Source organism: Rhodopirellula sp. JB055, from assembly GCF_043100905.1.
Lineage (GTDB): Bacteria > Planctomycetota > Planctomycetia > Pirellulales > Pirellulaceae > Rhodopirellula.
Genome location: NZ_JBICHO010000016.1, coordinates 1 through 4,320, shown reverse-complemented (window position 1 = coordinate 4,320; position 4,320 = coordinate 1). Strand labels below are relative to the sequence as shown.

Sequence of the window (4,320 nt, the reverse complement as noted above, 5' to 3'; positions counted from 1 at the left end):
CACTTGGCCATCTCGTCCGATCAAGAACTTTTCAAAGTTCCAACTGATCGGCCCTTTGCCTGCCGGCTTGGATTCAATGCTGGTCAATTGCTTGTACAACGGCGACGCGTCATCGCCGTTGACGTCGACCGTGCTCATCATCGGGAACGTGACGTTGTACCTTGCGCTGCAGAATTCCAAGATATCTGCGTTCGTCCCTGGCTCCTGGCCACCAAACTGATTGCATGGGAATCCAAGAATGACCAACCCGTCGTCCTTGTGAGCTTCGTACAACGATTGCAATCCAGCGTACTGTTTGGTGTAGCCACACTTGCTGGCGACATTGACGATCAGGACAACCTTGCCCTCGTAATCGTGCAAATCCACTTCCTTGCCTTCAATCGTTTCGGCTTCATGAGCCAACACGCATGCGTGATCCGCGGTGGAATCAGCGGCAGAAACAGGTTGAGAAGCGGTCATCAAACAACCCAGGGCAAGCGAAAGAAGAAAAAAACGTGTCATCGATTTTCCTGTGTAGAAACGAAAGTGGGATTGGGGCAGTCAACTTCGTCACTATAACCGTCTCGCCAAGGGGGGATTGCGAAATGCCAGCCGCAATTCGAAAATCGAGCTTCTCCCCACTGAACCATCCCCCCACACTTGCGATCCACCATGAACCTGAAAGACAAAGTCGTTGCCATCACCGGCGGAGGCACCGGAATCGGGGCAGGAATCGCTCGCGAATTGGCCATGGCAGGCGCCAAAGTCACAATCGGCGGACGCCGGGAGGCTCCCCTCCAAGAGCTCGCCGATTCGATCGACTCGCCCCACCCCGTCCGCACGCACACAATCGATGTCGCTGACAACGACAGCATCGAAACATTTTTCAAAGACATCCGCGAAAGCGACGGCGACGTGGACATCTTGGTCAACAGCGCTGGCATCAACATCGCCAAACGAACCATGGCAGAAATGGATCCGGACGAATGGGACCGAGTCCTCCGGATCAACGCGACCGGTGCCTACCGCTGCATCCACCAAGTCATCGGGGCCATGCGAGACCGGCACGATGGACTGATCATCAACATCTCATCTGTCGCCGGCAAACGAGCGATCACGCTGGGCGGAATCGTCTACTGCGCCAGTAAATTCGCGATGACCGCGATGGGCACCGCAGTTGCCAACGAAGTCCGTCACGAAGGCGTTCGAATCACCAACGTTTACCCCGGCGAAGTCAACACGCCCATCCTGGACAACCGGCCGGTTCCGGTCAGCCAAGAGCACAAAGAATCGATCCTGCAACCCGAGGACATCGCTTCGGTTGTGCTGTCGATCTGCCAACTGCCGCCACGTGCTTGTGTCCCCGAAATCGTGATCAAACCCACCACACAAGAATGGGTGTGACCCAGCAACCAAAGGCTCCTTCCGCAATCGTCACGGGAGCTTCCGCTGGCTTGGGCCTGCACGTCTGTCGCCAACTGCTCCGCGCCGGCTATCGAGTCACGTTGCTGGGCCGAAACCCGGACCGACTTCACGACGCCGCCGAATCGCTGTCGAAAGAACACGCGGCTGAATCCGTCCATGTGTTCGCGGGAGACGCCTGCGATCGCGAATCGATGCGAACCCTGGTTGAGCAACACATCGACCGCTTTGGTTCGCTCGACGCGTTGGTCAATGTCGTCGGACGCAGCGACCGTGGGCTGCTGATCAACAGTGACCCAGCCGAACTGGAATCGCTGTTTCGCGACAATGTGGTCTCCGCGTGGACCTGCAGCCGCGCCGCTTACGAAGAACTGAAAAAGTCACGCGGCGCGATCGTCAATCTCGGTTCACTCGCGTCCCGAGTCGCCCCGCGATATCTCGGTGGCTACGTCATCGCGAAACATGCCTTGGTCGGTTTTTCGCGTCAGCTTCGAATGGAATTGGAAGCGGACGGAATCCATGTCGGCGTGGTTTGCCCTGGCCCCATCCGCCGCGACGATGATAAACCGATCGACCGCTACCAAACCGACAAAAAGGCCGGCGTGCCCGCGACCGCGGCCCAACCTGGCGGTGGCGCCAAACTGAAGGGATTGCCACCTGAGCAAGTTGCTGCGGCCGTGCTTCGATGCATCCAAGATCGCAAAATCGAAATCGTGATGCCGCCCAAAGTCCGCGTCCTGATGGCCATCAACGCCGTCTCGCCACGACTCGCCGATTGGCTGCTCAGCAAAAGTACCGCGTAGGCCAGGTCCCACCTGGCATGGTGAAACGCCAAACCACAACGCCCTCGCGCCCCACCCAAATTGATCGCCTCGCTTTTGCCAAAGCATCGGCTGGATCGCCAGGTGGAACCTGGCCTACGGGGCAAGCTCAAGCGTCGATGACGACTTCGCTGACTGGTTTGGCGACGCACAACACCACTTCGTCGTCTTCCACATCGCATTCCGGTGACTCGGCGTATTTCACCTGCCCCGAAACCAAACGACAAACGCACGCACCGCAATCACCTGAACGACATCCGGAATCAACCTCCACGTCCAACGATTCCGCCACGTCCAGCAGACCGTCCATCCCAGCCTCAAACGAGGCCGACTTCTTGCTGTTTTGAAACGTGACGCTCCAGCCAACCGAATCGTCTGATTCGGACGCATCCGTCCCCGCGTCATCGGCACAAGGATCGCAAGCCGGAACGGCCAAGGCTCCCGCCGACTTGGATTTGCCTCCGAACGATTCGAACATCACTCGGTCGGCTGCTGCACCGCATTCGACCAACCCATCCGCGATCGCGTTCATGAACACATCGGGACCGCAAATCAAATACTCGCCTCGATGATGTCCGAGTCGATCCACAATTTGTTCCGCTGACAATCGCCCCACCGTATCACCGGGTTGCAGGTCGTCGTCCTCAGGTTGGCTGAACCACAGATGCACGCGCACCCCAGTCGTCTCCTCCAACATTCTCGCGATCTCGCGAATCGGCGTTAGGAACGGTGCGTCGATCGCATTGCGAACTTGATAGAACAAGTTGACTTCGCGATCAGATCGCTCGTTCAGACTTTGAAACATCATCGACAACATCGGTGTGATTCCGATGCCGGCCGCGATCAAATTCAACGGCTGCGGATCGCGAACCTGACTCTCGTCGACGGAATAGTGAAATTTGCCCTTTGGTGGCTGGATCTCGATCTGATCGCCCACACCAATGGTGTCGTGCAACAGGTTACTCATCGTGCCACCGGGCACTCGTTTCACCGTGATTCGGTAATGCGGTTCGTCGGGGCCACTGGAAAGGCTGTAGCACCGCGAAACATGCTTGCCAGTCGCGGGATCATTCAATCGCACCGTCAGATATTGCCCGCCCAAGAACGGTGGAAATGGTTCTCCGTCACGAGGCACGAACACAAACGAGCGACAATCCGGCGACTCGTCCTTGATCGACTGCACCATCACCGATCGCCAACCCTTCCACCGATTCGGGTGCTTCGGCACATCCGCCTTGGGCGACTCGGCGGGCGGATCAACCGACTTTGCGATCGCTGCCTCAAACGCTTTCCCGCTGCGAAGCTTGGGAAGCCGTTTTCGCGTCAGCCGTTTCCATTCCCATTCTTCGATCGCATCAGCGCAACCGACGAACAAAAGGAAACAGCCTCCACAAAAAATCGCGGCGAAAAACAACGATGGAGACACGGCTCAAACGCTCGGCAAAAATCGGAAGCAATCAAATTCAACAGGTTCGTCTGTGAATTTGTTGCTCCAGCGAGCGAGCATGCACGCAGCGATGATTGGAATCCCGCGCAGTCGCAACACTCCCGGTCAGCTTACGCCGCTTGTATCGGTTGAGCCACGGCAACGCAAACTCGCAGGTGCGTCACTGGCGTCAGATCACCGAAACGCTGAACGCGGCAGAGAACAACTTTGACGCAAAGGCGGGGAGACACAGAGGCGCGGAGGGTCCGCCGTTGTTGATAACATTCTTGCGATGTCCCGGGCGATCCAATCCGTCGAAACGCGTCCTCTCTCGAGCGATCTCATGCGTCTCTGCGTCCTGGCGTCTCTCTGCGTCAAATCAAATCCTGACGCGTCGCGGTTCGTCACGACCGAATTCTTGGCGAATCCGGCTACCAAAGTGACGAATCCGGCTACGCGATCTACATCGCGTTGAGCTGTTGGGCTCTCGCCATCGCGTCTTCTGCGGCCGCGATGTAGGCCTGGTTCTGCGTTCCCGCCCAAGCCCGTTGGTACGTGACGCTCATGGCGGTGAAGTTGAACGCGTCGTCGGGTTCCAACTCACACGCTTTCTTGCCGTGCTCGATCGCTTCCTCATGCTGGCCCGTTTTGGTGTAAACGCGGGCGAGTGCC

4 protein-coding genes and 1 pseudogene are annotated in these 4,320 nt (G+C 57.7%); 2 read left to right on the top strand and 3 right to left on the bottom strand.

The window, feature by feature from the left end:
- Window positions 1-501: glutathione peroxidase (locus ACF8AM_RS00440; protein WP_392553731.1), on the bottom strand; the 501-nt coding region annotated here is incomplete at its 3' end.
- A gap of 150 nt (window positions 502-651) precedes the next feature.
- Between ACF8AM_RS00440 and ACF8AM_RS00435 the strand changes: the two genes are divergently transcribed.
- Entirely contained in the window at window positions 652-1,383 is a 732-nt protein-coding gene (locus ACF8AM_RS00435; RefSeq protein ID WP_392553730.1) for an SDR family oxidoreductase, read from the top strand.
- Entirely contained in the window at window positions 1,374-2,204 is an 831-nt protein-coding gene (locus ACF8AM_RS00430) for an SDR family NAD(P)-dependent oxidoreductase (RefSeq protein WP_392553729.1), read from the top strand. Before ACF8AM_RS00435 ends, ACF8AM_RS00430 begins: the two co-directional genes overlap by 10 nt.
- A 127-nt stretch (window positions 2,205-2,331) precedes the next feature.
- On the opposite strand, the gene ACF8AM_RS00425 is transcribed toward ACF8AM_RS00430, so the two are convergent.
- Window positions 2,332-3,648: an FAD-binding oxidoreductase gene (locus ACF8AM_RS00425; RefSeq protein ID WP_392553728.1), complete on the bottom strand. Its 1,317-nt coding sequence runs from the start codon at window positions 3,646-3,648 to the stop codon at window positions 2,332-2,334.
- Window positions 3,649-4,109: 461 nt separating this feature from the next.
- A pseudogene (locus ACF8AM_RS00420) lies at window positions 4,110-4,320 on the bottom strand (scaffolding protein); the annotation flags it as partial.